Source organism: Sphingobium mellinum, from assembly GCF_037860795.1.
Classification (GTDB): Bacteria; Pseudomonadota; Alphaproteobacteria; order Sphingomonadales; family Sphingomonadaceae; genus Sphingobium; species Sphingobium mellinum.
Map to the genome: position 1 here is coordinate 16,266 of NZ_JBANRK010000010.1, position 26,935 is coordinate 43,200.

30 protein-coding genes are annotated in these 26,935 nt (G+C 60.4%); 15 read left to right on the top strand and 15 right to left on the bottom strand.

The window, feature by feature from the left end:
• Position 1: 1 nt before the first annotated feature.
• The 4 genes from AAC640_RS11820 to AAC640_RS11835 form a co-directional block, all read right to left on the bottom strand.
• Positions 2–226 carry a DUF1656 domain-containing protein gene (locus tag AAC640_RS11820; RefSeq protein ID WP_169574389.1) on the bottom strand — a complete coding sequence of 75 codons (225 nt, stop codon included), beginning with the start codon at positions 224–226 and terminating at the stop codon, positions 2–4.
• On the bottom strand, positions 223–2,289 hold the full coding sequence (locus AAC640_RS11825; protein ID WP_169574459.1) for an FUSC family protein: 2,067 nt from the start codon (positions 2,287–2,289) through the stop codon (positions 223–225). Before AAC640_RS11825 ends, AAC640_RS11820 begins: the two co-directional genes overlap by 4 nt.
• Before the next feature lie 486 nt (positions 2,290–2,775).
• On the bottom strand, positions 2,776–3,945 hold the full coding sequence (gene metB, locus AAC640_RS11830; protein WP_033965542.1) for a cystathionine gamma-synthase: 1,170 nt from the start codon (positions 3,943–3,945) through the stop codon (positions 2,776–2,778).
• A 286-nt stretch (positions 3,946–4,231) separates the two neighbouring features.
• Positions 4,232–4,642 (bottom strand): MarR family winged helix-turn-helix transcriptional regulator, encoded by a 411-nt coding sequence (locus AAC640_RS11835; protein WP_033965543.1) that lies wholly within the window; start codon positions 4,640–4,642, stop codon positions 4,232–4,234.
• Positions 4,643–4,717: 75 nt separating this feature from the next.
• On the opposite strand from AAC640_RS11835, the gene AAC640_RS11840 reads away from it, so the two are divergent.
• A complete protein-coding gene (locus tag AAC640_RS11840) occupies positions 4,718–6,508 on the top strand; it encodes a chloride channel protein (RefSeq protein ID WP_340266517.1) in 1,791 nt (596 codons plus the stop codon).
• A gap of 24 nt (positions 6,509–6,532) precedes the next feature.
• Here AAC640_RS11840 and AAC640_RS11845 read toward each other — a convergent pair whose 3' ends face one another.
• The 8 genes from AAC640_RS11845 to AAC640_RS11880 all read right to left on the bottom strand — a co-directional run bounded on the left by AAC640_RS11845 (position 6,533) and on the right by AAC640_RS11880 (position 11,480).
• Positions 6,533–6,835: a hypothetical protein gene (locus tag AAC640_RS11845; RefSeq protein WP_340266519.1), complete on the bottom strand. Its 303-nt coding sequence runs from the start codon at positions 6,833–6,835 to the stop codon at positions 6,533–6,535.
• Positions 6,836–7,001: 166 nt separating this feature from the next.
• Positions 7,002–8,173 (bottom strand): IS3 family transposase gene (locus AAC640_RS11850; RefSeq protein WP_340266521.1). Its coding sequence is split into 2 segments (ribosomal slippage): positions 7,002–7,909 and positions 7,909–8,173, totalling 1,173 coding nucleotides; the frame shifts between segments, so codons are not numbered across the junction.
• Positions 8,174–8,237: 64 nt separating this feature from the next.
• Complete coding sequence (locus AAC640_RS11855; RefSeq protein ID WP_133722797.1) at positions 8,238–8,477, bottom strand: hypothetical protein; 240 nt, start codon at positions 8,475–8,477, stop codon at positions 8,238–8,240.
• A 51-nt stretch (positions 8,478–8,528) separates the two neighbouring features.
• Entirely contained in the window at positions 8,529–8,945 is a 417-nt protein-coding gene (locus AAC640_RS11860; RefSeq protein ID WP_169574387.1) for a hypothetical protein, read from the bottom strand.
• A complete protein-coding gene (locus tag AAC640_RS11865) occupies positions 8,942–9,634 on the bottom strand; it encodes a carbonic anhydrase (RefSeq protein ID WP_328804677.1) in 693 nt (230 codons plus the stop codon). The genes AAC640_RS11860 and AAC640_RS11865 overlap by 4 nt, the downstream gene beginning before the upstream one ends.
• Positions 9,612–10,274, bottom strand: a complete 663-nt coding sequence (locus AAC640_RS11870; protein ID WP_133722795.1) for a peroxiredoxin — start codon at positions 10,272–10,274, stop codon at positions 9,612–9,614. Before AAC640_RS11870 ends, AAC640_RS11865 begins: the two co-directional genes overlap by 23 nt.
• A gap of 109 nt (positions 10,275–10,383) precedes the next feature.
• Positions 10,384–11,007 (bottom strand): superoxide dismutase, encoded by a 624-nt coding sequence (locus AAC640_RS11875; RefSeq protein WP_340266527.1) that lies wholly within the window; start codon positions 11,005–11,007, stop codon positions 10,384–10,386.
• 5 nt (positions 11,008–11,012) lie between these two features.
• On the bottom strand, positions 11,013–11,480 hold the full coding sequence (locus AAC640_RS11880; protein ID WP_133722793.1) for a hypothetical protein: 468 nt from the start codon (positions 11,478–11,480) through the stop codon (positions 11,013–11,015).
• Positions 11,481–11,573: 93 nt separating this feature from the next.
• On the opposite strand from AAC640_RS11880, the gene AAC640_RS11885 reads away from it, so the two are divergent.
• The 3 genes from AAC640_RS11885 to AAC640_RS11895 are packed head-to-tail and all read left to right on the top strand — an operon-like array spanning position 11,574 to position 13,276.
• Positions 11,574–12,422 carry a LysR family transcriptional regulator gene (locus AAC640_RS11885; protein WP_169574385.1) on the top strand — a complete coding sequence of 283 codons (849 nt, stop codon included), beginning with the start codon at positions 11,574–11,576 and terminating at the stop codon, positions 12,420–12,422.
• Positions 12,419–12,904 (top strand): DUF6306 domain-containing protein, encoded by a 486-nt coding sequence (locus AAC640_RS11890; RefSeq protein WP_133722791.1) that lies wholly within the window; start codon positions 12,419–12,421, stop codon positions 12,902–12,904. The genes AAC640_RS11885 and AAC640_RS11890 overlap by 4 nt, the downstream gene beginning before the upstream one ends.
• Before the next feature lie 9 nt (positions 12,905–12,913).
• Positions 12,914–13,276, top strand: a complete 363-nt coding sequence (locus AAC640_RS11895) for a DUF488 domain-containing protein (RefSeq protein ID WP_340266531.1) — start codon at positions 12,914–12,916, stop codon at positions 13,274–13,276.
• Between the two features lie 38 nt (positions 13,277–13,314).
• Here the strand turns inward: AAC640_RS11895 and AAC640_RS11900 are convergent, their stop codons facing one another.
• Complete coding sequence (locus AAC640_RS11900) at positions 13,315–13,761, bottom strand: Rrf2 family transcriptional regulator (protein WP_133722789.1); 447 nt, start codon at positions 13,759–13,761, stop codon at positions 13,315–13,317.
• Positions 13,762–13,852: 91 nt separating this feature from the next.
• On the opposite strand from AAC640_RS11900, the gene AAC640_RS11905 reads away from it, so the two are divergent.
• The 8 genes from AAC640_RS11905 (at position 13,853) to AAC640_RS11940 (ending at position 20,235) form a co-directional block, all read left to right on the top strand.
• Positions 13,853–14,257, top strand: coding sequence for a group III truncated hemoglobin (locus AAC640_RS11905; RefSeq protein ID WP_137903130.1), 405 nt, complete (start codon positions 13,853–13,855; stop codon positions 14,255–14,257).
• A gap of 17 nt (positions 14,258–14,274) precedes the next feature.
• Complete coding sequence (locus AAC640_RS11910; RefSeq protein WP_133722787.1) at positions 14,275–14,964, top strand: alternative oxidase; 690 nt, start codon at positions 14,275–14,277, stop codon at positions 14,962–14,964.
• A 1-nt stretch (position 14,965) separates the two neighbouring features.
• Positions 14,966–15,235, top strand: coding sequence for a DUF1971 domain-containing protein (locus tag AAC640_RS11915; protein ID WP_133722786.1), 270 nt, complete (start codon positions 14,966–14,968; stop codon positions 15,233–15,235).
• Positions 15,236–15,280: 45 nt separating this feature from the next.
• Entirely contained in the window at positions 15,281–16,492 is a 1,212-nt protein-coding gene (gene hmpA, locus AAC640_RS11920) for an NO-inducible flavohemoprotein (protein WP_137903128.1), read from the top strand.
• A 14-nt stretch (positions 16,493–16,506) separates the two neighbouring features.
• A complete protein-coding gene (locus AAC640_RS11925; protein WP_133722785.1) occupies positions 16,507–16,980 on the top strand; it encodes a hypothetical protein in 474 nt (157 codons plus the stop codon).
• A 26-nt stretch (positions 16,981–17,006) separates the two neighbouring features.
• Positions 17,007–17,321: a hypothetical protein gene (locus tag AAC640_RS11930; protein ID WP_133722784.1), complete on the top strand. Its 315-nt coding sequence runs from the start codon at positions 17,007–17,009 to the stop codon at positions 17,319–17,321.
• 33 nt (positions 17,322–17,354) lie between these two features.
• Positions 17,355–17,705, top strand: a complete 351-nt coding sequence (locus AAC640_RS11935) for a cupin domain-containing protein (protein ID WP_133722783.1) — start codon at positions 17,355–17,357, stop codon at positions 17,703–17,705.
• A gap of 202 nt (positions 17,706–17,907) precedes the next feature.
• Complete coding sequence (locus tag AAC640_RS11940) at positions 17,908–20,235, top strand: nitric-oxide reductase large subunit (RefSeq protein ID WP_340266541.1); 2,328 nt, start codon at positions 17,908–17,910, stop codon at positions 20,233–20,235.
• Positions 20,236–20,433: 198 nt separating this feature from the next.
• Here the strand turns inward: AAC640_RS11940 and AAC640_RS11945 are convergent, their stop codons facing one another.
• Positions 20,434–20,670 carry an SDR family oxidoreductase gene (locus AAC640_RS11945; protein ID WP_235955112.1) on the bottom strand — a complete coding sequence of 79 codons (237 nt, stop codon included), beginning with the start codon at positions 20,668–20,670 and terminating at the stop codon, positions 20,434–20,436.
• 77 nt (positions 20,671–20,747) lie between these two features.
• Here AAC640_RS11945 and AAC640_RS11950 point away from each other — a divergent pair, with 77 nt between their 5' ends.
• The 3 genes from AAC640_RS11950 (at position 20,748) to AAC640_RS11960 (ending at position 24,880) form a co-directional block, all read left to right on the top strand.
• The gene (locus AAC640_RS11950) at positions 20,748–23,129 is read left to right on the top strand and encodes a heavy metal translocating P-type ATPase (protein ID WP_340266546.1); all 2,382 of its coding nucleotides are present in this window, start codon (positions 20,748–20,750) and stop codon (positions 23,127–23,129) included.
• Positions 23,126–23,512: a Cu(I)-responsive transcriptional regulator gene (cueR, locus tag AAC640_RS11955; protein ID WP_137903125.1), complete on the top strand. Its 387-nt coding sequence runs from the start codon at positions 23,126–23,128 to the stop codon at positions 23,510–23,512. Before AAC640_RS11950 ends, cueR begins: the two co-directional genes overlap by 4 nt.
• 345 nt (positions 23,513–23,857) lie before the next feature.
• Positions 23,858–24,880 (top strand): sensor histidine kinase, encoded by a 1,023-nt coding sequence (locus AAC640_RS11960; protein WP_206377957.1) that lies wholly within the window; start codon positions 23,858–23,860, stop codon positions 24,878–24,880.
• A gap of 294 nt (positions 24,881–25,174) precedes the next feature.
• Here AAC640_RS11960 and AAC640_RS11965 read toward each other — a convergent pair whose 3' ends face one another.
• Positions 25,175–26,305 (bottom strand): tyrosine-type recombinase/integrase, encoded by a 1,131-nt coding sequence (locus tag AAC640_RS11965; protein WP_235955124.1) that lies wholly within the window; start codon positions 26,303–26,305, stop codon positions 25,175–25,177.
• Positions 26,306–26,935 lie beyond the last annotated feature (630 nt).

The window sequence follows — 26,935 nt, forward strand, 5'->3', positions numbered from 1 at the left end:
ATCAGGATACCAGAGCACGGGAGAGGAAGTTGTCGGCAAGGAAGGTCAGAGCCCACCAAAGCGTCGCGAACAGCGCCAGCTCGAGAACGCCCGGGTGCCAAAGCAATTGGGAGAAAGGGAGGCGCTGCAGCAGATTGCGAAGACAATAAGCGAGGGTTCCCGCTACAACCGCCCAGACGAGCGCGGCTGGCATATAGATGCCAAAGAGATGCAGTTCCTCGATCATCGCGCGCGCGCACTCTCGAAAGGCAGCGCTGCCGGGAACAGGTTGCACCGCATACCGACGAGCGCCAGCAGCGCTTGATGGCGTGGCGCAAGCTGCGCGCTCGCAAGCATATCGTCGATTGCTGCATCGATCGCTTCAAGCAAAGACACCGGGGGTGACACGGCTTCACCGGCTTGTCGGCGCGCGCGAAATAAGGAGGATGTCTCAGACAGCACCATGCCGAGGGCGTGACGGACGTCATGGGGCACGGCGACCAGCGCGCGCCGGATCGGGATGATGTTCCGGCCGATACGCAGGTCGGCAAGACCATCGGTCTCGTGTAGCGCATCGCCGGCGGGCGCAACCGCCATGCGCGCCGCGATCTGTCCCAGCCGATCGACTGCCAGGCCCGTCCAGCGTTCGGCTTCGAACGGTCTGCGAATGTTAGCGAGTTGCTCGAGATCAGCCCAATTTCCCCGTACGATCCGGCGCGCCGTCCACAGCACATTGGTCGAACGAAACAACTTGGTCACGGCGAGCGTGGTCACGACACCCCCCACCTGGGCAAGCCCGGTGTTGATGAACACGGCAAAGTCCGCCTGAAAGCGCGCCAGAAAACCAAGGCCGACGATGAAACAGGAAAACATCGGTAAAGCCCGTGCGGACCGCGGCGGGTCGGCTTGGATATACCCCATCCAGAGCAGCGCTGGCGCAAGAGTGACGATCAGCATTCCGTAGCCATCGACACGCGGCAAGATCGCAAACAGGTAGAGCGCCGCCAGAGGGAATGTCATCAGCGTCGCGCCAAGGTAACGGCCAATCACGGGCGCCGGGTCGTCCTGCACCGCGAACGAGCAGGTGATTAACGCGGCAAAGGCAGCCGTGGCCGATCCATTGGGCCAGGCCAGAAGAATCCACACTGCGCAATAGAGCGCGATCGCCGTGGCTGTTGCGAGCCCAGCAAGCGCCGCGACGCTATGGTCCCGCGCAAGCGGGTAGCTTTCGCTAACCGTTTCCGGCGTGACAGGCTGTGGCCCTTCGGGCGCACCCCCAATTTGCTGGACGAGCCGGCGGCTGTCATCCAGCGCTTCCAGAAACTCAGCCACGCGCTCGCAGACGCTGACGACCAAAAGCCCCTCCCAGTCGGCTGTTTGTTCATGAAGAGCTGCCAGGGATCGACACCGATCAACAAGCGCACGCTCAACAGCGCCAGGCGTGTCGATCACGCCCCCAAGCCAGAGGATGACGTCGTCAATCAGCGCCTCAAGCGGGGCGTCGAGCGGCGAAAGCTCCCGCAGAAGGTCGAGCCGGTTTGCTGCAGCCGATGCCAGTGGCAGCACCGTTGCCAGACGTTCTTGCAGGCTCAGAACCAACCGTCGCGTTGCTGGCGCCGCGCGTTGATCAAACGGAAGGTGGATGGCGATCATGCCAAGTTCGGTCACGTCGGCGGCAAGGGTCCGACGATGCTCATATTCCAGCGCCGTATGGCGGCTTCCAAGCGCCTCGGCGGTCCAGCGGGACGCATGCGCGAGAAACGCTTCCGCCTTGCTGCGGATGACCGGGGTGGCGCTCCATGGCTGGAGCAGGGCGTGCGCGATCGAAACGCACACGATGGCCACCGTCATTTCCTCGACCCGGGATATGGTTGTGGTGAAGATATTACCCGGGTCGTCGAGATAAGGGAAACTGATCACGGCTGAGCTGAACGCTGCCATCTGGAACAGGAAGGCACGCGGCGTACGGTCGAGAACGGCAAGATAGATGCAAAAGCCTGTCCAGGCCGCCAGGCATAATATCAGAAGCTCGGGCGAATTCTGCAGGTTCGGAACTAGCGCGACCGTAACCACAGCACCCGTCACTATACCGCCGAGACGATAGAAGATCTTGGGCCTGAAGGCCCCTGCCATAGGTTGCGCGGTGACGTAGACGGTGAGAAGTGCCCACCATGGGCGCGGCAAGCTTGCGGAAAAGGCGATCGCAAGCGTAGCCGCTGCAGCAATATAACTGCTGAAGGAAAAGAGAAACTTCTGAGAGTCGATCGCGAAGAAGGGCTGCGCTGCGCCCGCGCTAGTCTGTACTGGCATGAAGATGGCTATCGCGTCGCTGTACAGACCGACGGCAAAAGCGACGGTCATTGTGAGAACATCGTCCGAAGACGAGCGCCTATTGCCTCACGGAAGCCGGTCTCCGAAGTTCAAAATATTTATGGCATAGCGCAAATATATTGCGGTACGTCTCCACGCGCATTTGGGGTGAACATCACCAGCGACCTCAGCGGAGGTGGGAAAGCGTGAACAGGAGGGTTATCGCGACACCAAAAGCAAGGATCATCACTCCAGAAATGCGCATTGCATAGCGGGCGGGATCCTCATCGGTCAGCGGTTAAGCGAGCCGGCGCATGGCATTCATGGCGCAGCACTGACCACCATCGGCGCACCAGATTCTGGCGGAACGCCAGATGGAATCCCAGAACGATCAGAATTAGCCCCAGTAGATCGATGAGTATGACAGCTGTGGGCATGGCTCGCCTCCTTTCGCCTAGTGGTCGAATTCGGCGGTGAGTCGTCGCTTCAACATGCGGACAACCCAAGATCGAGCCCTGCGATCAAATCCCTTTCATCTTCCAGGCCAACCGACAGACGCAGCAGGCCATCGCTGATGCCAGCGATGCGGCGGGCCTCATCACCCATATCTGCATGGGTCATCGTCGCAGGGTGTGCGACGAGGCTTTCGACGCCTCCGAGCGATTCCGCCAGCGTGAACATACGAACATGCGATATAAAGCGACGGACCGCCTCGACACCACCGACAAGCTCGAAGCTGAGCATCGCGCCATAGCCTCTTTGCTGACGGCGGGCGATCGTGTGGCCTGGATGGGATTTGAGACCCGGGTAATGCACCCGCGCCACTGCAGCATGATGCTCGAGATGATTGGCGATCACGGTTGCGGTCAGTTGCTGCCGTTCGATGCGAGGAAACAGCGTACGCAAGCCGCGTAAGGTGAGCCAGGCGTCAAAGGGCGCGCCGATGGAGCCGACGACATTCGCCCATTTACGCAGCACCTCGACCTGTGCGGGATCAGCCGCGATGATCGCGCCACCGATAACGTCGGAGTGGCCATTCAGATATTTGGTCGTGGAATGAATGACGTAATCGGCACCGAGCGTCAGCGGTCGCTGCAGCGCGGGCGAAAGGAAGGTGTTGTCGACAGCAACCGCGGCACCGGCACTTTTGGCCTTGGCGGCGATCGCCGCTATATCGACGATCCGCATGAGGGGGTTGCTCGGGGTTTCGATCAGAACGAGGGCCGGCACGTCCTCAAGCGCGGCATCGAGTGCCCTGTCATTCGACTGATCGACGAAGACGACCTGAAACTGGCGGCGTTCGGCGCGCGCATTCAACAGGCGATAGGTGCCGCCGTAGCAATCGTGAGGCGCGAGGACGAGATCATCGGGGCCAAATTGACCAAGAAGAAGATCGATCGCGGCCATGCCGCTCGAGGTAATGACGGCCCCCGCGCCACCCTCAAGCTTTGCAAGTGCGTCGGCGAGCAGATCGCGGCTAGGATTGCCGGATCGGCCATAATCATGAGCACGCGGTTGGTCATAGCCTTCGAACGTATAGGTGCTGGACATGTAGAGCGGCGGCGTTACCGCGCCGAAGGCCGTATCGCTCGCGACTCCATGCGAGGCAGCGATTGTTTCCAGAGCAGGGCGCCCCGGGGAAAGATTCTCAGTCATTGCGCTGGCGCCCTTCGCTCACTTCGCGGCGGGACACTCCCGAGCGAGACACCTTTGTCCCAGGATCTGGATGTGCCCTGGAGAGTCGGTTTTCGTCATTATCTGCACAACCTCAACATTGTGGCCCCCGCGCGCTCCGGTCTGCCAAAGCAGAATCCTCTCCGGGCGCGTTTATTGGGGGGCAATTCGTATGCGAACAGGTTGACGGTAACATGAGCATAAGACAAACGAGTATTATTGCCGGTTAATAGCAATATTTTTGTGGATTTACCTGCGTGGAGCCACCCTAACCGAATTTGGCCAATAGATCCGCAAGGAGAGGTTTCAGCCGACGGATCTCCTCGCAATGGGTCGCAGATAAAGCAGCGAGCATCGTTTCCGCCTTAGGTGTGAGCCGAAGCATTGCCCGACGGCGGTCGACGCTTGCCTCGTGCCGGGTAACCAGCTCAAGCGCCTCCAGTCGATCAACCAGTCCGGTTGCGCTATGCGGCTTGAGGATAAGCCGCTCGGCGATAATGCCGACGGTCACCTCGGCCGGAGACGCCGCGCGGATTGCCAATAAGGCCTGATGCTGTTGGGGCGTGAGACCAACATTCGTCGCATTCGCCTCGCTGAATGCCTGGAAACGACGCAACGCATGGCGAAAGTCGGCCAGCGCAATGTAATCCTCATCCGTCAACGCAACGCTATTTGTCATGCAACCCCATCTCACCCATTGAATTATATCGCACTGCGATATAACGGATCGCCCACACCGTATCAAAGGCGATTCATGACGTCCGCAGCAAAAGCCATATCAGAAACACATCGTCTGGCCGACCATAGCGCGAATTGGCGCATGCTCATGCTCGCCGCCATGGCGCTCGTCGTCGGCACGGGCGGCGCGCTCGGCGCCTGGATCCTGATCCGCCTGATCGCGATCGCTACCAACCTGTTCTGGTTTGGGGGGCTTTCGGCGCAATCGGTGTCTATAACCGATACCACCGTCGGATTGTGGATCATCGCCATTCCGATCATCGGGAGCCTGATCGTCGGGCTGATGGCCCGCTATGGCTCCGATAAAATTCGTGGGCATGGTATCCCCGAGGCGATCGAGACGATCTTGTATGGCGAGAGCCGGTTGTCGCTCAAGGTCGCGATCCTGAAGCCGCTTTCGTCTGCGGTATCGATCGGCAGCGGCGGCCCCTTCGGCGCGGAAGGACCGATCATCATGACCGGCGGCGCGATCGGATCGCTGTTCGCGCAATGCTTTCATCTGAGCGCGGCCGAGCGCAAGACATTGCTCGTGGCCGGCGCCGCAGCCGGGATGACGGCGATCTTTGGTACGCCGCTCGCCGCGATTCTGCTGGCGATCGAGGTGCTGCTCTTCGAATGGAAACCCCGCAGCTTCGTGCCGGTCGTGGTCGGTGTTATAGTTGCGTTTGCATGGCGCCCCTGGCTGATTGGCAGCGGCGCCATGTTTCCGTTTGTCGCGCTCACCCCGACGGGCCTTTGGCCAATCGCGGCGGCGGCGGGCGTTGGTATTGTCGTGGGACTCGAGGCGGCCCTGCTCTCGACATCCCTCTACCGCGTCGAGGATCTGTTTCACCGACTGCCAGTTCACTGGATGTGGTGGCCGGCAATCGGCGCCATCGTGGTTGGTTTCGGCGGCCTGATCGATGCCCATGTGCTGGGCGCAGGTTATCAGAGCATCCAGGCCTTGCTGGACGGGTCGCTGACAACGCGGGTCGTCGTTGCGCTGCTCGTCGTCAAGGCGGTCGTCTGGCTCGTAGCGCTGGGTTCGGGGACATCGGGCGGTGTGCTGGCGCCGTTGCTGATTTTGGGCGGCGCGGCCGGGTGTCTGCTCGGACATCTCCTGCCAGGTGGCCCCGGCTTCTGGGCCATGATCGGCATGGCAGGCATCATGAGTGGTGCCATGCGGGCGCCCATTACCGGCGCCCTTTTTGCCGCTGAACTCACGGGCCATTTCGACGCTCTGCCGCTTACCGTCACGGCGGCAGCCTGCGCATATGCCGTCAGCGTCCTGTTGATGCGTCGATCGATCCTGACCGAAAAAATTGCGCGGCGGGGTCGCCACATTCTCCAGGAATACAGCGTTGATCCACTGGACCTCGTGCAAGCCGCTCAATTGATGACACGCGATCCCGCCACGCTTCCGGGTACAATGACGATCGCTACGGCCGCAACCTTCTTTGCCGATGGTGCGGATCATCGTAGCTATCCCGTTGTCGATGACGATAATGCGCTGCTTGGCCTCGTCTCCCGAACGGATGCCTTGCGGTGGCAGGTTGGCGAGCATCCCGCCGATACCAGCCTTGCCGAAACGCTCTCCGACGCATCGCTTCTTGTCGCCTACCCCGCGACGCCGATCGGCGTGGTGGCCGACCTCATGGTCGATTCCGGGGTCGGCCGGATACCGATCGTCGAACCGGGCAGCCGCCGCGTCGTCGGCATTCTTTCCCGCCAGGATCTGTTGAAGGCACGCAGCGCGCATCGCCAATCGGAAACCGGTCGTGCCCGTTTTGTCAGTCCGTCGAGCAAAGCGCCAGAAACTGCACTGTAGAACGGCATAGAAGCCTCTCGGGAATCAGTGCTTATCAAGTTCGCGACGGATCGAGATTTGTGCGACCCGCGCGCCTTCGCCGTGCAGCGCCGTCGTCCAGACGATGTCCGCAGCGTAATAATCATCGATAGTGGTCCTCTGGGAGTAGACGCACTCGATCACTTCAGGATTACGGCGTTGCAGCTGGCAGCGCGCACCAGCACGCACCAATATCGCTTGGGCATCCGGTAGCGGCATGCCGATCGGTAGGGCGGCGGCGACAGCAGCTTGCGCTGCCGGCAATTGGTCCGTTTGGCCAAAAGCTGTCTCAATGTCCGCGAACCGCAAAGTCGGAGCGGCCGGATGCTCAGGGGTGCCAGCATATACTGCGGAGGTAGCCAAGCCGACAACCAGAACTGGTAGCCACTGCGGCGATATAAGCCACGAGCGCACGGTTGAGGTGGACCGGTATTTCCGACAGGTTGGCGGCTGAAATAAGCTCTCCAGCCTGATGTTACGCCGCCAGTTTGGTTTTCAGATCAGGTGGGGCATGCCCCACCTGATCTGAAAAATCGATTTGCCCATATGCCTCGGTCGGGGTTCGTCCCGCAAGGGTCGAATGTGGACGGTGGGTGTTGTAATAATCGAACCATCGGCCCACCCCTTTGCGCAGGTCGGAGCCGGTCTCGAAGTCGTTCAGGTACACGCACTCGTACTTGAGCGATCGCCACAGCCGCTCGATGAAGACGTTGTCCATCCAGCGGCCACGACCATCCATGCTGATCTTGATGTCGGCGGCCTGCAGCACGCCTGTGAACGCGAAACCAGTGAATTGACTGCCCTGATCGGTGTTGAATATCTCTGGCTTGCCGTAACGTGCCAGGGCATCCTTCAGTGCCTCCACGCAAAAGTCCGCATCCATCGTATTCGACACCCGCCAGGCCAGAACCTTGCGGGTGGCCCAGTCCATGATCGCGACCAAATAGATAAATCCCCGTCGCATGGGCAGGTACGTAATGTCGGTACACCAGACGTGGTTGGGCCGCGTAATCGCCAATTTACGCAGCAAATACGGGTAGATCCGGTGCTCCGGGTGCGGATCGCTGGTCCGTGGGCGCTGATAAATCGCGGCAAGACCCATCTTGGCCATCAGGCGTCGCACGCGATGGCGACCAACCTCATGGCCAACCCGGCTGAGATGGCGCACCATTTGCCGGCTGCCATACCACGGGCAATCCAAGAACACCGTGTCGATCACCTGCATCAACCCCAGTGTCGCCTCGCTCTCCGGCACGGGCTCATAGTACCAAGTCGACCGGCTGATCGACAAAAGGCGGCATTGCCTCACGATCGACAGCTTTGGATGTGACGGTTCAACCAGCTCCTGCCTTCGCTCCAGGCTCATCGACCGGAGGCCTTCGCTAAAAAATCCCGTTCCACCAGCAACTGGCCGATCTTCGCGTGAAGCTTTTCGATCTCGGCTTCACCCACAGCCTTGGCAGCCGGCTCGCCCACGTCAAACAAACTCGCCAAACCCTCCATCGCCTGCCGCTTCCAGCCACCAATGATCGTGGGGTGTATCCCGTGCTTGGCGGCCAGCTGAGACGTCGTCATCTCACCACGGATCGCCTCCAGCGCGACCTTCGCCTTGAAATCCGAACTGTACCGCTTTCTCGTCGTCTTCATGCCCGCTTCCTTGCTTCGCGGGAGAGCTTAGCACCCTGTCCAACTTTCCGGGACCACCTCAGGTCTAGGCGCTGGCCAAGGCAGGCGTGCGCGACATGATCGCTTCATCGACTGCCTCGTTTATCAGAATGGCGAGCTTCGCGCCAGCAAAGCGGGCGCTCGGAAGATGCCACACTCTGCCAACGACGTAGGCCTTGCGGTCGATCTCGACCTCTTCACCGCACGAAGGCAGGGCGTCAAAATGCATTGCGCCCTTGTCTTTGGCGGTACCGACGTCAACGCCGTGATAGACGGTGATGAGCATTTCTCTTTCTCCAGAAGGGGGATGATGATCAAAATGACGGAATGAGAATAATCACCTTGACGGTGACATCCCCTTGAGCCGCGCGTGCATGCGCAAGCACGCGGCGGATATCGCCAGCGGTTCCAGAACATGCCTCGCCGAAACTGCATCGTCGCTGCCGGGCCCGTAGATCCAGATGCGATCGGGCAGATCCGCATCGCGTTCCATCCAGTGGCCCGGTGGAACGAGGGTCGCCGCCGCTGCCTTCTCGCCGGAATATCGTAGCGCGCGAACGCGGCTACCGTCGCCATAGCGCCAAACCGCTATCTCAAGTTCTTCCAGATCCACCAGTCCGGGAAATACCGTTCGGGCAATTCGACCGTCCAGTTCCCGGCTGGCCGCGCTTGTCGCCTCGCAAAGGTGGGCGAGATCCCGGCATTCTCGGGCCAGGTTCGAGGTTCCTGCAGCACAGAGCGTCTGATCGCTCACAATATATTCTCGTCATCATCATCGTCGCGGACATGAGCCTTACCCACGGGGATGCGCGAGACTGGCTCGCAAACACTTTGCAGGAGGCCGTCGCCGATAGCGTAGATAAGCCCATGTACCGTCAGGTCGTGACCATCTCGCCATGCTTGCTCGACCACAGCATTGGCGCAGACCTGCTCAACCTGGGCGATGACGTTGAGCTCGCACAGTCGATCCTCGCGTGCCTGCTCATCCGGTAAAGCATGAAGCGCAGTGCGATGTTGCCAGTATAGGGCTCTGACGGGTGCAAGCCACGAACCGATTGCGTCGTTCGCAACGGCATTTCGAGCCGCGCGAATGCCCCCGCAGCCATAATGCCCCACCACCAGAACATGCCGGACGCGGAGCACATTGACGGCAAACAAAAGAGCGGCGTTGAAATTGGTATCGCTGGCCGGCACGAGATTGGCGATGTTGCGGTGGACGAACATTTCGCCTGGATCGAGATCGACAATCTCGGTTGCTGGAACGCGACTATCTGAACAACCCACCCAGAAATATCGCGGGCTCTGTTGACCGACGAGGCGTGCGAAAAAGCGAGGGTCGCTTTGGGTCTTCCGGCCCGCCCATTGCCGGTTTCGTTCAAGCAAATCGGCGATATCATCATTGCCGGCTTGTACGACTGATTCAGGCTGCAGCGGGTTGCTCACCGGCCGAACCTCCCTCGAGATCGACGATCCGCAAATATGGTTTGAGCGTCGCGTAGCCTTGTGGGAATTGTCGCGAGGCTTCCTCGTCCGACAGTTTCGGAGAGACGATGACTGGGTCGCCAGGCTTCCAATTCACAGGCGTCGCGACGCTGCGTCGGTCGGTCAATTGCAGGCTGTCGATCGTCCGCAGAATCTCGACGAAATTGCGCCCCGTGCTTGGCGGATATGTGAGGATGAGGCGGACTTTTTTTAGCGGATCAATGACGAAGACGGACCGCACGGTGACGGTCGGATCGCTCATCGGATGGATCATGCCATAGAGCTGCGCGACCGTTTGATCGTTGTCAGCGAGCATCGGGAAGTTGACCTGCTGCCCTTGAGTAGACTCGATATCGGCCTCCCAGATGCGGTGCGCTTCGACAGGATCGATCGAGAGGCCGATAACCTTGACATCTCGCCTGTCCCACTCCGACTTGAGCCGACCAACCTCGGCCAACTCGGTCGTGCAAACCGGCGTAAAGTCCTTGGGATGACTGAAGAGAACGCCCCACGAGTCTCCAAGCCATTCATGGAAACGAATGCGTCCTTCGGTGCTGTTCTGATCAAAATCAGGCGCTAATTGTCCGAGCTGAATACTCATGCTCATTCCTCATTTTTGCTTGGCTCCTTATCCGCGCGCAATACGCCTCCAACAAACGAATGTTATTGGTTGTTTGCAGCGATATTTTTGCGGAAAAAAACCGAGGCGCTTATTGGGTCTGGTCGACCCGAGCCGCACCCGCCCCGTCGAGATTGCGCGAAACGAAATCCCAGTTGACCACTTTAGACAGCAGTTCTTGTGCAAATTTTGGTCGTGCGTTGCGGTAATCGATATAATAGGCGTGTTCCCAGACATCGATGGTCAGCAACGGCGTCATGCCGTGCACGATCGGCGTATCGGCATCGTGAAGCGATGTGATCCTGAGCTTGTCTCCTTCGAGTATCAGCCAGGCCCAGCCGCTCGCGAAGTGACCGACAGCCTCAGCCGCCAGTTTTTGAATTAAATTTTGATGCGAACCAAAGTCGCTCTCGATCATCTTCAAGAGCTTCTCCGACGGCTTGGTCGAGTCCATGGGTGCGAGGCATTGCCAGAAGAAACTGTGATTCCAGACTTGGGCTGCATTGTTGAACAGCGGCTTGTCACCACCTTCTTTCGCAAACGCCGCAATATCGATGATCGTTTTACCCGCCAGACCCTTTTCGTCGATCCAACCATTGACCTTATCGACATAGGCTTTGTGATGTTTGCCATGATGATAGTCAAAGCTTTCAGCCGAGAGCACAGGTTCAAGAGCGGACCGATCGAAGGGAAGTGGGGGAAGCGTAAATGGCATGACAGTTAACTCCATGGATGATGCCCAATATGTGGCGATGCCGGCATGCTGCTTCCACGCTCTGTCGGATCACGCATTTTACCGTCGATCGCGAGGGGCTTCGTCACCGTCCGGTCATCGCGTAGGTGCGTGCTGTGAGGTTTTGCCTTGGGCCGTTTCGCGCCGGCGACAGGAAGGTCTGTCATTTGACCGATTGGTGGAAGCAACGAGCGCTTTAAGGGCGGCACGGCATCTTGTTGGCTTGTAGGTCGGCGGAAAAGAGCCCTGGCGCCATCGTCGGCGAGGAAAAACGCCGCGACCGGGACCGCGATCACGATCGCCAATGTAATCGTATCCGCACTGACGATTTCGCTCGCGCAAAGCCAGTATATGAGCTGCCCTCCTGCAGCGCACGCGACCGTTAAAAGGATCGGCCACCAGCGGCGAAAAGGGCGCGACGACGGAGCAGGCCGGATCGGTCCGGGATATTTCATGGTGGCGTGCCTCCTTGCCGACCCCTCGTTCCTCCTGCTATTGTCATCATGCAAATGAATATAATTGTTATTTAACCAGAAAATGAGTGCTGGATGGATATCGGAGTTGCGCGGACATTTCTGGAAGTTGTGAAAACGGGCACGTTTGTGAACGCGGCTGCCAATCTCAATCTCACCCAGACAGCGGTGAGTGCCCGAATCCGCGTGCTCGAAGAGCAGCTCGATCGGCCGGTCTTCATCCGTAACAAATCAGGCGCGAAGCTTACCCCGGCCGGGGAGCAATTCTTGCGATTTGCGACTACCCTTGTGCAAGTGTGGGAGCGCGCGCGCAGGTCGGTCGCATTGCCTCCCGGGCGCGAGAGCGTGGTGACCATCGGCGCTGAGCTCAGCTTGTGGAGCCCATTGCTACGTCACTGGCTGTTGTGGATGCGCCGCGAATGTCCCGAGTTCGCGGTAAGCACGCAGATCGATAGCGCGGGAAGTCTCATGGAGCAGGTCCAGGATGGCTCTCTCGATGTCGCGATCCTCTATGGCGCACCACGCCGCCCCGGTGTGATTGCAGAACTGCTTTTCGAAGAAAAACTGGTGTTGGTGCGCACCACGCCTACCGATCGGGTGCTAGGCGCTGAAGATCATGTCCTTATCGACTGGGGCGAAGAATTCGCTGCGAGCTATCAGGCGGCGTATCCCGATCAACCCAATTCCGTCGTTGCAATCAGCTACGGTCCGCTGGCCCTCGACTATATCCTCGCCACCGGTGGAACCGGTTACTTCCGCAAAGGCTTCGTACGGTCCTATCTCGAGGAAGGCCGGCTCGCGCTGGTGCCCGATAGTCCCGAGTTCTCTTATTCTGCCTATGCCGTGCATTCCACCAAGGCCGACGAAGGCGTCATGGCGCGCATTAGAACCGGTTTGCGGGCCGCTGCGGCTATTGCGTCATGAACGACGAGCCTGCCTCCCCTGTATGTTATGCATCCCAAGGCGATGACATCTACATGGGCTATGGTGGCCGTGACGAGATCGCTGCCGCGCTCAATGTCTTGCTAGAGGCCGAGCGCGCAGGGGCGCGTGTTACCCTCGAAAGCGCAAACGACGCCCGTCATCCGCCGACGAAGCATCTGATAAAGGCGGTCTATGAGGATGAAGCAAAGTGGTGCGGGATGCTGTCTGCCCAGATCAAGCGTATTGGGGTGATCCCATCTACGCATTGTGGCGCATTCTATGACAAGGCCATGGCCATCGCCGATTCACATGAACGACTCGCGTTCCTCAATCGCGGCCAGGCCTGGGTGGTGCGCAAGCTAGAAGAGCTGCTTCCACGCGTGCGCGACGATATTCTGCATGCTGCTCTGAGCGAGATGAGGGCCAGCCATGTCGAGAATATCCAGCGCACGGAAGAGTGCATCGCCGAGACGAAAACCTGAGCCGGGCCCATGGCTATCCCACCCCCAGTCCGGATCAAACGCGTCTATGCTCCTCCCGCTGAAAGCGATGGTAGCCGGATCCTTGTCGACCGGCTCTGGCCCCGCGGTCTGGGACGAGACACGGCAGCTTTAACGTCGTGGTGCAAGAGTATCGCCCCGAGTACTGAACTGCGCAAATGGTTTGGTCATGATCCGCAGCGTTGGGCTGAATTCAACCGCCGCTATTGCCAGGAGCTGGATGCCAACGGCGCTGCGGTCACTGAACTGGCGTCACTGCTCGATCGGGGGCCCGGCATTATGCTGTACGCAGCCCATGACGAGCAACACAATCACGCGATCGTCCTTGCAGACTATATGGCAAAGCATCGCTGAACCGGCTTGGCGGTTCGCAATGGCCACAACACCCCATTTTAACCGGTCTGGGGCAAATCCCGATTCCTTGCGGCGCTAAATAGCATCCCAAGTTCTGCCGGTTTTGTGATGAGATCTGCCAGCGTGTAACCGTCCAGCACGTTTAGAAACGCGGCCAGCGCCTGCCGCAAAGCGCCCGTCAGCCCGCAAGCCGGGGCGATGATGCACTCACCGCAATCGACCAGGTCGAAACCATCCTCGGTGTGCCGTATGACCGCGCCCACTTTGATTTCCACTGCAGGCCTGGCGAGCTTGATGCCGCCAAAGCGGCCCCGTGCACTGGCCAGATAGCCCGCGTTCACCAGATCGTTGACCACTTTCATCAGGTGATTCTGCGAGATGTCATAGGCGCGCGATATCTCGGCGATGGAGCACAACGCATCGGGCCGCGCGCCCAGGTAAATGAGCACCCGCAGGGCATAGTCCGTGTAGCGCGTAAGCCGCATGCAATCTCCTTGCATTCATATATGCATTTCTCTTGCATCTTTCAAAGCCGCCTTATAGATGCATTCTTGATACATGAATTGGAGTCGGTCGATGGACGACGGGAATGAGATCACGGAGGAAGGCCTCAAGCGGCTTGTCTCCCTGTTCTACGAGCGCGTCCGCGAAGACGAATCGCTGGGTCCGATCTTCAACGATGCGATCGAAAACTGGCCCGAACATCTCGACAAGCTGGTTACCTTCTGGTCGTCGGTGATGCTGACCACTGGCCGCTACAAGGGCAACCCCGTGGCCGCGCATCTCAAGCACCGGACGCGCATAAGTCCCGAGCTGTTCCAGCGCTGGCTGGCGCTTTGGAACAGCACCACGGCCGAGGTGTTGGAGCCCGGTGCAGCCGCTGCGCTGCAGAGCAAGGCCGCGCGGATCGCAGAAAGCCTGCAACTGGCGCTCTTCTTCAAGCTCGATACAAAAACCAAACCAGACCGCGCGGCGGCCTGACCGTCAAGGAATCCGTCATGCCAACCGCTCCCTTTGTTGACCTTAGCGTCCACTGCAAACCGCGCGGTCCGTCCGATCGCATCGCGCTGGCCTTCACCAAGATACTGCGGTTCACGGCCGACACATTCTTCGCCAAGCGCTACGGCCACCGTGCCATCGTGCTTGAGACTGTAGCGGCGGTGCCGGGCATGGTCGGCGCAACGCTGACGCACCTGCGTTGCCTGCGGCGCATGTGCGATGACAAGGGCTGGATCCGCACCTTGATGGAGGAAGCGGAGAACGAACGGATGCACCTGATGACCTTCATCGAGGTGGCGAAGCCGACGATGTTCGAGCGGCTCGTGATTCTGGCCGTTCAGTGGGTCTTCTACCTCGCCTTCTTCACGCTCTACCTGGTCAGCGCCAAGACCGCACACCGCGTGGTCGGATATTTCGAGGAAGAGGCGGTGATCAGCTACACGCTCTATCTCGCCGAACTTGACGAGGGCCGTTCCCCCAATGGCCCGGCGCCAGCAATCGCGCGGCATTATTGGAAGCTTGGAGACGATGCGACCTTGCGCGACGTGGTGCTCCTGGTCCGCGCCGATGAGGCACATCACCGCGATATCAATCATAGCTTTGCAAACGAACTAGCCGGATTGCCGGTCAACCATGCGGCGGTGGCGCCCTATCCGGACCACGCCGACGACATTCGGTTGGCAGCCTGACATGGCCGAACCCTATCGCTCAACCCCGGTGTTCGACGAGACCAGCCTCCCTGCGGCGCTGCGCGCGCGACACACGACCAAGGCCGGGGTCTGGGGCATGGTTCGCGTGCTCGAAGGCACAGTGAAACTGACCTATCTCGAGCCGACTTCCGAACTTCTGCTTGATCCCGACACCCCGGGACCATTGCTTCCCGAACAGCCCCATTTTGTCGAACCAATCGGCGCGATGAAGATGCGGGTCGATTTCTACAGTGAACCGCCGGGCGGCTAACCCCGCCCGCCCCAGCCTACCCCATTATCACGACAGGAGACGTTGATGTCACAGACACTCAGCGAGCGCACGATCGCGCTCGTCAAAGCCACGGTTCCCGCACTCGAAGCCCATGGTCTCGATATTGTCCATGAGATGTACGCGCGGATGTTCGAAAATCCCGAGATTCGCGACCTGTTCAACCAGTCGCACCATGGTGACGCGGGGTCACAGCCACGAGCCTTGACCGCCGCGATCCTCGCTTATGCGGCGAACATCGAGAATCTGGGCGCTCTTGCCCCAGCGGTCGAGCGGATTGCGCAAAAGCATGTCGGTCTGCAGATCCTGCCCGAACATTATCCCCATGTCGGTGAAGCGCTGCTCGGTGCCATCAAGGCCGTGCTCGGCGATGCCGCCACCGAAGAGATTCTCGCTGCCTGGGGCGAAGCCTATTGGTTCCTGGCCCATATCCTGATTGCACGCGAAGAGCGGCTTTACAAGGAGCACAGCACCGCCGACGGCGGTTGGGCGGGCTGGCGCACGTTCGCGGTCGACGAGGTCCGTCCCGAGAGCAGCGTCATCACCTCGTTCATCCTGCGGCCCACCGATGGGCGTCCGGTTATTCGCCACAAGCCCGGTCAATATCTGACCTTCTGGCTCGAGATTCCCGGGCATCCTCCGGTCAAACGCAATTATAGCATTTCACAAGCAGCCAATGGCGAGACCTATCGTATCTCGGTCAAACGCGAGCAGATGGGTCTCGCCTCGGGCTGGCTGCACGACCAGGCGAAGCCCGGCACCGTGCTCAAGGTGGCCGCGCCCGCAGGCGAGTTCTTCCTGACGGACAATCCCGAACGCCCGGTCGTGCTGATGTCCGGCGGAGTCGGCCTGACCCCGATGGTGGCAATGCTCGAAGCCATAGCGCAACAGCATCCTGACCTTCCCGTCCAATATCTTCATGGAACACTGGATGGCTCGACCCACGCACTGGCCAATGACGTCCACGCGCTCGCAACCGGTCACCCGAACATCCGCGTCACGAATTTCTACCAGACACCACGGGCAGAAGACGTTGCGGGCCGGGACTATGACCATGATGGCTTGATCGACGAGCCGTGGCTCACGGCCCATACGCCGATCGAAGAAGCAGACTATTACCTATGCGGCCCGCGACCGTTCCTGCGCGCGTTCGTCGCCACCTTGTCGCTCGCTGGCGTCGCATCGGACAGAATTCATTATGAGTTCTTCGGCCCCGCCGACGAACTACTCGCCGCCTGAAGGGACCGACCGACATGGATGACCTCACCATCGCGCGCATGATCCATATCCTGGCCGTCATTTGCTGGATCGGCGGGGTTGCGTTTGCAACCACCGTGGTCATCCCGTCGGTCAAAGCCCTGCCGTCATCGGAGCGGCTGACTGCCTTTCACCGCATTGAAAGCCGGTTCGCGCCGCAAGCGCGCATCTGGCTTCTCTTCGCGGGCGCAAGCGGCCTGTGGATGATCCAGCGCGGAGGAATGTGGGATCGCTTCGGTGATCTCCATTTCTGGTGGATGCACGCCATGCTATGCGTGTGGTCGATCTTCTTTGTGGTGCTGTTTATCGTTGAACCGCTGATCTTGCGTCGCCGGTTCGAGGTTTGGGCGGCAAGATCTCCGGATGGAGCGTTCAGGCTGCTCCACCGCGCGCATGTCCTTCTACTTGGTCTCAGCCTGGTTACCGTAATCGGTGCGGTTGCCGGAAGCCGCGGGTTTTCGCCACTTTAGATAGCCGATGAAGGAGTCCGACCGTTGTGCCTGATACCGAAAACAGATCGATAGATCCCGAACGCATCGAGGCGGTCGCGCACGCCGTCCATGCGCTTTGCCACGGACGATCCGATGTATCGCTAGCGGCGCATGTGGCGGCGGCGGTCGCCCAGCATTTTGCAGGCACCGCACCGATGACGGATTCTATTCTCGCGCAACGCGCTGCGCTGGAAACGGCCGTAACAAAGAGGGTGGAGCAGCTACAAGAGAGCCAAGCCGAGTCCGACGCAATCGACGAGGCATCGCGGGAATCCTTTCCTGCCAGCGACCCGCCCGCATGGATTTCAGGCCGACATTGACCGCTTCAGACAACGGTAGAAAGATAATTGATCATGGCACTTCATCACGCGCAGCACGGCGAGATCGTACATCTCTCAGGCTTGGGTGTGGGCGGAGATGATGCCCACACGACCGCCCTCGTCAAAACCGAGGCCTTCGAGGCGATCCACCTCCTCGTGCACGCTGGCGCCGTAATCCCGCCGCACCACGTTGCCGGGCAAGCGACGCTCCACTGCCTGCGTGGCAGAGTGCATGTATTGCTCGGAGACGCGAAGGCCATCCTGGAGATCGGCGACTGGATGTATCTCGATCGCGGCGAGGAGCATGGCATCGAAGGCATTGAAGATGGAGCCTTGCTGCTCACGATATTGTTCGAGCACCCAACTGTCTCAACCGTAAGCTGAGCGCATGCGAACTGCGATCATCATCAGCCGTTTTCGGCTGTTCTTTATGAGAGGCACCTTCCACTCTCCGCGCTGCCCTGCCTTCAACCGCCAATGGCGGGGCGTCTATCAGTCTACGGTCAGCTGGGCCCATTTCGGATGTTGAACGTGTGCCGGACCGTTCAACTCTTTCTAACCCTTCGGTTTCGCCAGGAGACGCGCAATGGACGAAGCCGCCCAACCCAAATTTGATCCTGAAGTCAGCCCCTTGTCGAAATGGTGGCTGCGATCGGTCCTGATGGTGATGATCCTTGGCTTTGTGGGGCTTCTGGCGATCACCATGCTCTCCTACCGGAACGCGCCACCCATCCCCGATACCGTGATTGATGCTCACGGAGAGACCCTGTTCACAGGTGATCAGATCCGCTCGGGACAGGCCATATTTCTGCGCTATGGCTTGATGGACAATGGCACGATCTGGGGACATGGGGCCTATCTTGGCCCTGATTTTTCAGCCGAAACGCTGCATCAGATTGGTGAGAGCCTAGCCACCTCCCTGGCACAACAACAATTCGCCAAGGCTTTGAACGCACTTACCCCTATCGAGACAGGGTCGATCCGCGGTCAGGTCGCCGTCACGCTGAAAACCAATCGTTTCGATCCTGCCAGCAACACTCTTCGCCTGACTGCGCCGGAGGCTATTGCCTACCGCGCGCAGACAGCCCGCTGGACATCCTATTTCATCAACCCAGCGCGCAACGGCGGTCTCGCGCCCAAGCTCATCACCGATCCGGCAGAATTGCGCGACTTGACTGCGTTTTTCTGCTGGACGGCCTGGGCGTCGGTCACCGATCGGCCTGGGGCGGATTATTCCTATACCAACAATTTTCCCTATGATCCCGGCGTTGGCAATGTCGCTCCGGCCGGGGCGCTCCTCTGGAGCACGCTTAGTCTGATCGCCCTGCTCGGCGGCATCGCGGCAGTACTGCTTGCATTCGGCAAATTCGATTATCTGGGCTGGATTACGCGGGGCCATAGCGCCACGCCGCAGGTGATCCCGGGACAGGCAAGCCCCGGCCAGCGCGCCCTCGTCAAATTCTTCGTTGTCGTTTCCTTGCTGTTTCTGATGCAGACGCTCGTAGGTGCTGCGGTTGCGCATTATCGCGCCGATCCAGGAAGTTTCTACGGCTTCCAGCTTGAGACTATCTTTCCGAGCAACCTGATGCGCATCTGGCACTTGCAGACCGCAATCTTCTGGATCGCAACGGCCTATGTAGCCGCCGCGCTGTTTTTGGGCCGCTCGCTGCGCGCCGACGAACCCCGCTGGCTGCCCGCAGCCATCCATCTTCTGTTCGCGGCTTTCGCCATCGTCATCGGCGCCAGTCTCCTTGGCGAATGGGCGGGCATCTCCGGGTGGCTTGGCGACTGGTGGTTCCTGTTCGGAAACCAGGGCTGGGAATATCTCGAGATCGGCCGCTTCTGGCAGTATCTGCTCGTTGTGGGACTATTGGCGTGGTTCGCGCTGCTCTGGTGGATTGCGCGGCCCAGCCAGGTCTCCAACGTCCATGCACGGCCGATCGCCCGGATGTTTCTGTTCGGCGCGCTGGCCATCCCCGTCTTCTACGTTCCCGCCCTCTTTTTTGGCGCCAAGACCAACTTTACCGTGGTCGATACCTGGCGCTTCTGGATCATCCATCTGTGGGTTGAAGGATTCTTCGAATTCTTCGCAACCACCGTAGTCGCGCTGATGTTGTTCCAATTGGGCCTCACGGGCCGGAACACAGCGCTGCGGGTAATTTATCTCGACGCGATCCTCTATTTCCTCGGCGGGCTGATGGGGACGGGGCATCACTGGTATTTTTCAGGACAGACCCAGATCAACATGGCGGCATCAGCGCTTTTCTCCGCGCTGGAGGTCGTGCCTCTGACATTGCTGACGCTCGACGCATGGGATTTTGTCCGCACGACGCGCAGCGAAACCGACAAAAGTGGCGTCGCCTCGGCGCTACCCCATAAATGGACGTTTTATTTCCTCATGGCCGTGGGATTCTGGAATTTCCTCGGCGCCGGAGTCTTCGGGTTCATGATTAATCTGCCGATCGTGAGCTATTATGAGGTTGGAACCATCCTGACGCCCAATCATGGCCATGCCGCTATGATGGGCGTCTTCGGCATGCTCGCCCTTGCCCTGATGGTGTTTGTGCTACGCCAGACGACTGACGTCGCGCGCTGGCCGAGCATCGAGAGATACGTCCGCATCGGGTTCTGGGGGAGCAACATCGGGCTCGCCTTGATGGTAATCCTGAGCTTGTTCCCTGCCGGAGTTTTGCAGGTATGGGATGTGCTGCAACATGGCTATTGGCACGCACGAAGCATCGCTTACACTGGCAGCAATATCGCGCGGCAGCTCGAATGGATGCGCTTACCCGCCGATCTGATCTTCATCATTTTTGGCGCCATTCCACTGATGATCGCTGCGCTGAAGGCCTATTGGGGGCTCTACATCAGGCCGCTCGATTCTCTTCAGATTAAGCTGCCCCCTCCACACTGACAGTCACTCCATTTGCCGAGTGTCGGATTGGTTCTCGTGGAGCAGCCAATTCTGCTATCCAGCCAGCTGCTGAGCGCGCAGGCATCAATCAGACCTTACGGAGCAAATAATGCGGACCGCTCTGTGGGGAAGCCCGCCCAGGACCTTGAGAATGGCCTATGTGCTCTCGAGAACGCTATCAGAGTCGCCTTGTCGCGGTCAGAGCGACCGTCCGCCATCGACCGAGATAGATGCACCAGTGACGAACGCACCAAGGTCGGTGCTCATCCAGAGCACGGCGTCGGCGATCTCCTCCGGCTTGCCCAGTCGGCCAAACGCCGCGAGGTCGATCGCCAGTCCGTTGATCTGCAGCGCGATGCGCTGATCGCGACAGGGGCGTAGATGAGCGGTACGTGTATTCGGCCAGTTCGCCGCGATGAAGCCCCTCGCCGCCAAATAGATAATTACTCGCGGCCCTTGACCCTGACACGATGTCAAACCCTAGATAGGGGGCGTCGATAAGGAGAACGGGAATGTCCGAGCCAAAATCCACGGCACATGACAGCCAAAATCATGTCTGCTGCGCGGGTCACGCGAAGAATGCGGTCGATCCCGCGGGTTCTCAGCAAGCCGTCGATCCTGTTTGCGGGATGACCGTCGATCCGGCGACGACTCAGCATCACGCCGAACATGACAGCACGGCCTATCATTTCTGCAGTGCCGGCTGCCGCGCCAAGTTCGTTACCGACCCGGCACGCTATCTTTCGAAGGGCGGGCAATCGCAGCCGGAAGTGTCTACGACCGCGATCTGGACCTGTCCGATGCATCCCGAAATCCGTCGGCCGGGACCAGGAGCCTGTCCGATCTGCGGCATGGCGCTCGAACCCGAGGTCGCGACGGCCGAGGCCGGACTCAGTCCCGAACTCGTCGATATGACGCGGCGCTTCTGGATCGCTCTGGCGCTCACTGTGCCCGTTTTCCTGCTCGAGATGGGCGGGCATCTGTTCCCGGCACTGCACCACCTCGTCTCCGAGCGGATATCGGGCTGGATCCAGTTCGCGCTGGCGACCCCCGTTGTGATCTGGGCGGGCTGGCCGTTTTTTGAGCGCGGCTGGGCATCGCTCCAGACGCGAAACCTCAACATGTTTACGCTGATCGCGATGGGAACAGGGGTCGCCTGGGCTTATAGCGTGGTGGCAACGCTCGCACCCGGCATATTCCCTGCGGCGTTCCGCATGATGGACGGTACGGTCGCGATCTATTTCGAGGCCGCTGCGGTCATCACCGTCCTTGTGCTTCTCGGACAGGTTTTGGAATTGCGCGCCCGCGAGCGCACCTCGGGTGCGATCAAGGCGCTCCTCAATCTCGCGCCGAAGACCGCCCGCCGGATCATGGCAGACGGTGGCGACGAGGAAGTCGCGGTCGACCTGATCGCCGTGGGCGACAGACTGCGCATTCGCCCCGGCGAAAAGGTGCCCGTGGATGCCGTGGTTGAGGATGGCCGCTCTTCGATCGACGAGTCGATGGTCACAGGCGAATCCATGCCGGTGACGAAAACTGTCGATGCTCATGTGGTCGCGGGAACGATGAACCAGACCGGATCGCTCATCGTGCGGGCCGACAAGGTTGGCCGCGATACGATGCTGGCGCGGATCGTCCAGATGGTGGCGGACGCGCAGCGTTCGCGCGCGCCGATCCAGCGCATGGCCGACAAGGTCGCGGGCTGGTTTGTCCCGGCGGTGCTCGGCGTCGCGCTGCTCTCGTTCGCACTATGGGCGATATGGGGTCCGGAGCCGCGACTGGCGCATGGCCTTGTAGCCGCTGTCGCGGTGCTGATCATCGCCTGCCCCTGCGCCCTGGGCCTCGCGACGCCGATGTCGATCATGGTCGGTATCGGCCGGGGTGCGGGCCTTGGCGTCCTGATCAAGAATGCCGAGGCGCTGGAGCGTATGGAGAAGGTCGATACGATCGTCGTCGACAAGACCGGCACGCTGACCGAAGGGCGACCTTCGGTGACAAGCATCGTGGCGATGGATGGCTTTTCGGAGCACGATCTTCTTCGTCTTGCGGCGAGCGTCGAGCGGGCGTCGGAGCATCCCCTGGCGCTCGCGATCGTTGCGGCCGCGAAGGATCGTGGCATCCCAGTTCCCGAGGTCTCCGACTTCGACTCGCCCACGGGCAAGGGCGCGGTCGGCACCGTGGACGGCAAGCGCATCTTTCTGGGCGGCGCGGCCTATCTCCAAGAGAGTGGCATCGACGTGTCGCCAGCGGCAGCAAGGGCCGATGAGTTGCGGGCGGACGGGGCGACGGCGATTTTTGCCGCCATTGACGGCCGGGTCGCCGGGATCCTGGCCATTGCCGATCCGATCAAGACGACTACGGCGAAGGCGCTGGTCGCCTTGCGGAAGGAGGGCGTGCGCGTGGTCATGCTGACGGGCGACAACCGGACGACCGCCGAGGCGGTGGCCCGGAAACTCGGCATCGACGCGGTTGAAGCAGAGGTGCTGCCCGAACAAAAGAGCGCCGTCGTCCTGCGCCTGCAACGTGAAGGCCATGTCGTCGCCATGGCCGGCGATGGGGTGAACGACGCGCCGGCGCTGGCGGCAGCGGACGTCGGCATTGCCATGGGCTCGGGCACCGATGTTGCCATTGAAAGCGCCGGAATAACGCTACTCAAGGGCGATCTCAATGGCATCGTGCGGGCGCGACGGCTGAGCGAGGCGACGATGGCCAACATCCGCCAGAACCTGTTCTTCGCCTTCATCTACAATGCGGCTGGCGTCCCCATTGCCGCCGGGCTTCTATACCCAGTCTTCGGCATCGTTCTGTCGCCAGTGATCGCCGCTGCCGCGATGGCCCTGTCATCGGTCAGCGTCGTCACCAACGCGCTGCGTCTCAATCGGGTAAAGCTGTGAACATCGGCGGCGCGGCGGCGGCGAGCGGGGTCTCGCAGCGGATGATCCGCCACTACGAGAAGATCGGGCTTATCCCGTCGCCACCGCGACGTGACAGCGGATATCGTGACTATTCGGAAGCGGACATACATCGCCTGCAGTTTATCGCGAATGCCCGGGATCTGGGATTTCCGATCGAGGAAATCCGCGTGTTGCTCGATCTCTGGTCCGATCGCGATCGCGCCAGCGCCGAGGTCAAGGCGCTGGCGGAATCGCGCGCCGCAGACCTCGGTCGGAAGGCCGATGCGCTCAACGCCATGCGCGGAGCATTGCTAGACTTGGCGAAAGACTGCCACGGCAATGATCGACCAGAATGTCCGATACTCACGCGTTTGGCTTCCTGACGCTCCAGCTCGTCGAGAAGCGTGCCAATCAGCATGGGGCCAGTCGCTCCGATCGGATGACCGAGCGCGCATGCGGGACCACCGATAGCAAGCTCGAAGATCCAATGTCGTCGCCTAAAATAGGGTAAGCATAGGCAAGGCGTCGGCAGCGTGGTAGGTTGATTTATCACCCGACCTCCTCTGCAGGCGTCCTGTGACAGAGGGATCATCGTGCCTTCGCCTGCAAGTGCAAGGCCGGACAATGACGTTTGCCGATTCCCTCAACATCGCAACGGGCTGACCGGAGTGCCGACAACACTTCCTGTGCGGAACCTCGAAGAGGCGAATCTGCTCGCTCATGCGATTGTGAACACGATCCCCGAGCCCTTTCTCGTCCTCGACGCCGATCTACGGGTGCTTGAGGCAAGCCGCTCCTTCTACGAGATTTTCAAGGTTGCGCCTGGGCAGACGCAGGGCTGCCTGCTCTATGCTCTTGGCCATGGGCAATGGGACATTCCCGCGCTGCGGTTGCTGCTCGAGACGATATTGCCTGAACGAGTAGCAATGGACGGGTTTGAGGTCGATCACGATTTTCCGGTGATTGGCCACCGCATCATGCTGCTTAACGCCCGCAAAGTCCTGTACGACGAGAGCGATACCATGGCGATTCTTCTCGCTTTTCGCGACGTGACCGAACGGCGCGCGATCGAACAGGAGAAGGAAGCCCTGCTTAAACGCTCGGAAGAATTGCGGCGGCAGAACGAGGTTTTGCTGCAGGAGATGAAGCACCGCGTCGCCAACAGCCTTCAGATCATCGCCAGCATTTTGATGCTGAAGGCGCGGGCGGTTTCCTCCGACGAGACGCGTTTCCATCTCCAGGATGCGCACCAACGGGTAATGTCGGTCGCGGCTGTGCAGCAGCATCTCGACATGTCCGATGGCATCGACCAGATCGAGGTCGGCAACTATCTCCAAAAGCTATGTACCGGTCTTGGCACGTCGATGATCGGCGACAGCCAGCCCGTAACGATAACCGTGAGCTCCGACACCGGCATGATCCCGTCAGCGAAGGCAGTGAGCCTAGGGTTGATCGTCACCGAGCTCGTGATCAATGCGCTCAAATACGCCTTTCCCATTCATCACCCCGAAGCAACGATCGATGTGCGCTATGCGATCGATCAGGACGATTGGACGATGATCGTTTCGGACAATGGTGTCGGCAAAGATGCCGACAAGCCGCCGAAGGCCGATGGTGGCCTCGGCACCACGATCGTGGCGGCGCTCGCTAAGCAGTTGGATGCCAAAGTCACGATGACGACCAGCCCGGCAGGATTCAGCGTTACTGTCGCACGCGCAGCGGCAGCGACACCGCTGCTGCAGGGGGCTTAACCGCGATGCGTAAGGAGCCGTTGCCAACGCCTTTACCCGCGTTTCGTTTTCTCGCCCCCGGTGCCTTCTCGCCGAAGCGGAACGGTCGGCAGCGGAGCGAGTTGCGCATGCCGCGCTGCCTTCTTTCACCCTTCTGGGACGATTCGGGATCTCGGGCGTGCAGCGACCCAATCCGAACTTGTTCCCGGCGCTGATTCCTTGTTCACCGTGGCCTAGGCGCTACGCCACGCGCCACCCTGATGGGCGCAAAGCACTGAGATGCGCGGGTTGAACTACTTGTCGTCTTAACGATGGTCACCCGATCTTCGCCATTAGCCGCCCGGCGGCGCCGTGCTCCGCAGCCAAATTCCGGTTATAGGAAAGCGGCATACGAGGAGATTTCCACCGCAGTGCGTCCATGATGCCGGCAAGATCCTCGCCGCTCGTAAACAGATCCTGATTGAGCCCGACCCGCGTCGAATGCGCGCTGATCCCCTTGAGCAGCCGAGCAAGATCGTCCGCCGTCAGATCCGCGAGCGCACCGGCATCGAAGGCCCGCTGGATCATCGCTCGATAGACCTGTCCGACCGACGCAGGGTGAAGCGCCCCCTCCCCGACATCGTACTCGACCCGCGCTGGCACCGCCCGCTTTGACAGAGCCTTGCGCAGATCCCAGGTCTCACGCCCGGAGATGCTGTCAATCGACCGGCCCCGCACTGCCGCCTTGGCTTTGTAGCGCCGCACGTTCACGCGCCGAAACACCGCCCCCTTCTCGATCCCGGCCGCCTCCAGCCAGGCTGCGATCGCCCGCACCGTTCGGGGGCTGAGGTAGGCGGTTGCCCCCTCCCCGTCCTGATCGCCTTTGCTGCGCGGGATGCTCAACAGCCGCGCCTCGGCATCGATCGCCTCAATGACATGCTCGACCTGAATCGCCACGAGTTCCGAGGCGCGAAGCCCGGTATCGTAACCGGCCGACAGCAGCGCGCGATCGCGCAGGCCCGGAAGATCGTCCGCGCAGCTTTCGAGCAGCGCCCGCACATTCAGGCCGCGGGGCTCATCGCGCTCGACATTGCGCACCGGCCCCTTGAACCGCAGCGGCCGGGCCTGCTTCTGTGCCGTTCCAAGCCGGCGACGGATCGCCTGCAGTCGGAGCTTCACCAGCGACGCCGGCGTCGGATCCTTGAGATCGAGCAGCAGGTGGATCCTGGCGATCGACGCCTTGTAGCGGCCAAGCGAGGCCGGCTTGCTGCCCTTCTCCGCGCGGGCGTCAAGATAGTCCGCCACGGTCTCCGGAGTTGCTGGGAGCGATATGCGGTTGTGACGCCGGCACCAGAGATCGAACGCCTCAAGGTCGGACTTGAGCGCGCGGATGCTGTGGGGCGAAGACGCTGCCTGATATGCGGCGATCAGCGCTTCGTTAACGACGATGGGCTCGCCGGCGCGCATCTTCACGATTGCCCAGGAAAGATCGTCGGCCGACGCCGTCGGCGCTGGCACGGCTTCCCCCGTCAATAGGGCGTTGTCGTCGAGGTGTGAGGGCTGATCCATCGGAGCGATGTGTAGCGCACCGTATAAAGAGCCGTCAAATATGGACCTGTGATAACTGCAATTATCGAAGGTTGAGTTGCACGAAGCACCTTCATAGTAGACTGAGGTATGCACTTCAGGATATTAAGTGCCACTGTGCGACCACTTCCCGACCTTTCAATGCCCGCTTGGACTGCAAAGTTGGCCCAGCGGATCGAACGCGCCTCTGCGTCTATTTCCCGCCTAGACGCCCGTGTTGCCGTCAGCCCTGTCGCGAATGCATGGCGCCAACGCTCGGTTTGGACAGGCTATGCGGCCTCGCTTCGGGGCCAAAGCGCAGAAATCGAAGAAATTGACATTTTTGCTCGCGAATGCGGTGTCTCTATCCCTGGTCGGATCAGTCCGCCGTCCATTTCAGAAGACGCTGGCGACCTGTCGCGGTGGCAGGCCGATCTGAAGGATCGCTCCATTCACCACTGGCGAGATGACGTAGCCTATTCGACAGCCACGCCGGACGATTGGCGCAACCGCCCTGCCCTCCTGCGTGCG